Source organism: Streptomyces sp. WELS2 (genome assembly GCF_013870595.1).
Taxonomy (GTDB): Bacteria; Actinomycetota; Actinomycetes; order Streptomycetales; family Streptomycetaceae; genus Streptomyces.
In genome coordinates this window covers 1-1,881 of record NZ_JACBWZ010001054.1, presented here as the reverse complement: position 1 = coordinate 1,881, position 1,881 = coordinate 1, and the positions used below count along the sequence as shown (strand labels likewise).

General features: G+C 73.9%; 1 protein-coding gene and 1 pseudogene. Both read left to right on the top strand.

Annotation, left to right across the window (positions count from 1 at the left end):
• On the top strand, positions 1-1,480 hold a 1,480-nt coding region (locus tag H5J33_RS33495), incomplete at its 5' end, for a glycoside hydrolase family 20 protein (RefSeq protein ID WP_181798450.1).
• Positions 1,481-1,611: 131 nt separating this feature from the next.
• A pseudogene (locus H5J33_RS33490) lies at positions 1,612-1,881 on the top strand (hypothetical protein); the annotation flags it as partial.

Sequence of the window (1,881 nt, the reverse complement as noted above, 5' to 3'; positions counted from 1 at the left end):
CGGTACCGAGCCCAGGGCGCCGGGCACCCCGTCGGCGGCGCCGAGCCCGAGCCGGTCCTACCCGCTGTCGAAGGCGCCGCGCACGATACCCGCGGTCCGCTCGCACACCCCGGCGCGCGGCCCCGGCTGGCGGCCCCGGCCCGGCGCGCGGGTGGTGGTGGCCGATCCGGCGCTGGCCGACGAGGGGCGGCTGACGGCAGGGGAGCTGGGGCTGGCGTACGCCGGGCAGAAGAACGACACGCGGCCCGGTGACGTACGGCTCGCGCTCGGCGGGGGCGGGAACGCGGAGTCGTACACGCTGACCGTCCGGGACGGGCGGGTCGACATCACCGCTCCCGGCGAGGCCGGGGTGTTCTACGGCACCCGCACCCTGAAGCAGGAGATCCGCGGCGCCGGCACCGCCCCGGAGGGCGTGGTGCGCGACCAGCCGGCCAAGCCGGTGCGCGGGTTCATGCTGGACATCGCGCGCAAACCGTTCACCGCGTCCTGGATCGAGGACCGGATACGCGAGCTGGGGGACCTGAAGTTCAACGAGCTGGGCCTGCACTTCTCCGACGACCAGGCCTTCCGGATCGAGTCCGACAGCCACCCCGAGATCGTCTCCCCGGACCACCTGACCAAGGCGCAGGTCAAGGAGATCGTGGCGCTGGCGGAGAGCCGGCACATCACCGTCGTCCCCGAGATCGACTCCCCGGGACACCTGGGCGCGGTCCTCGCCGCCCACCCCGACCTGCGGCTGCGCAAGGCGAACGGCGTGGTGCTCCGCGGTGCGATCGACATCTCCAAGGACGCCTCGGCCCGGCTGGTGGACGACCTGCTGAACGAGTTCGCCGGACTGTTCACCGGCGGCCGGTGGCACCTGGGCGGGGACGAGTACCAGGCGCTGATGGCACGTGACCCGCAGGCCTCGTACCCGCAGCTGGCCGCCGCCGCGAAGCGGAAGTACGGCCCCGGCGGCACGGTCGCCGACCTCACCACCGGCTGGCTGAACGACCGCGCCGCCACCGTCCGCGCCCACGGCGAGGCCGCACGGGCCTGGAACGACGGCTTCTTCCGGGGCACCTCCGTACAGCCCGACCCCTCGCTCCAGGTCGCCTACTGGACCGGCAAGGAGATCGGCGCCCGGCCGCCGGCCGAGTACCTGGGCGCGGGCCGCCGGATGCTCAACTACAACGACGAGTTCCTCTACTACGTGCTCGGCCAGCCGCAGACCTTCGTCTACCCGACCGGACAGCGCATCTACGAGCAGTGGACCCCGAGGGTGGTGCGCGGCCGGACCGCCGTGCCCGCGCGCTACGACGGGCAGATCCTCGGCGGGTCGTTCGCCGTGTGGGGCGACGTCCCGCACGCGCAGACGCAGGCGCAGGTCGCCGCCGGGATCCGGATGCCGCTGCGGGCCACCGTGCAGAAGCTGTGGGACCCGGACCGGCCCGCGCTGTCCTGGGCGGACTTCCGGAAACTGGCGGACCGGCTGGGCTGAGCCGGTGCCGGCCCGCCCCGGCACCGGAGCTTGGCCGAAAACCGCCCACTGTGACACTCCCGCGCCGTCGCACGCAGTAAGGGGGAGTGCGGGCTCCGTACCGGTCGGTGCCCTGGTGAGGGAGGCTTTCCATGAGCCTGGTGGAACTGATCGCACGGGCCGACGAACGCGGACTGGCCGCCTGCGGGCTGGCTTGTCTTGATCGGTGCCTTCCGCTGCTCGGCGGCGGTGACGAGGTGCTGCGACCCCTGTGGGCGAGCCTCGCCGGCGGCTCCGAGTGGGCCGGGGAGCTCGCGCGGGTCCGCGACCTCCTCGGCGCCTGGCGGCCCTCCGGGGAGGAGACCGCGCCGCTCGTCCACCGCCGGACTCCTCGACCTGAACCACGTTCCCGCCTCGCTCCG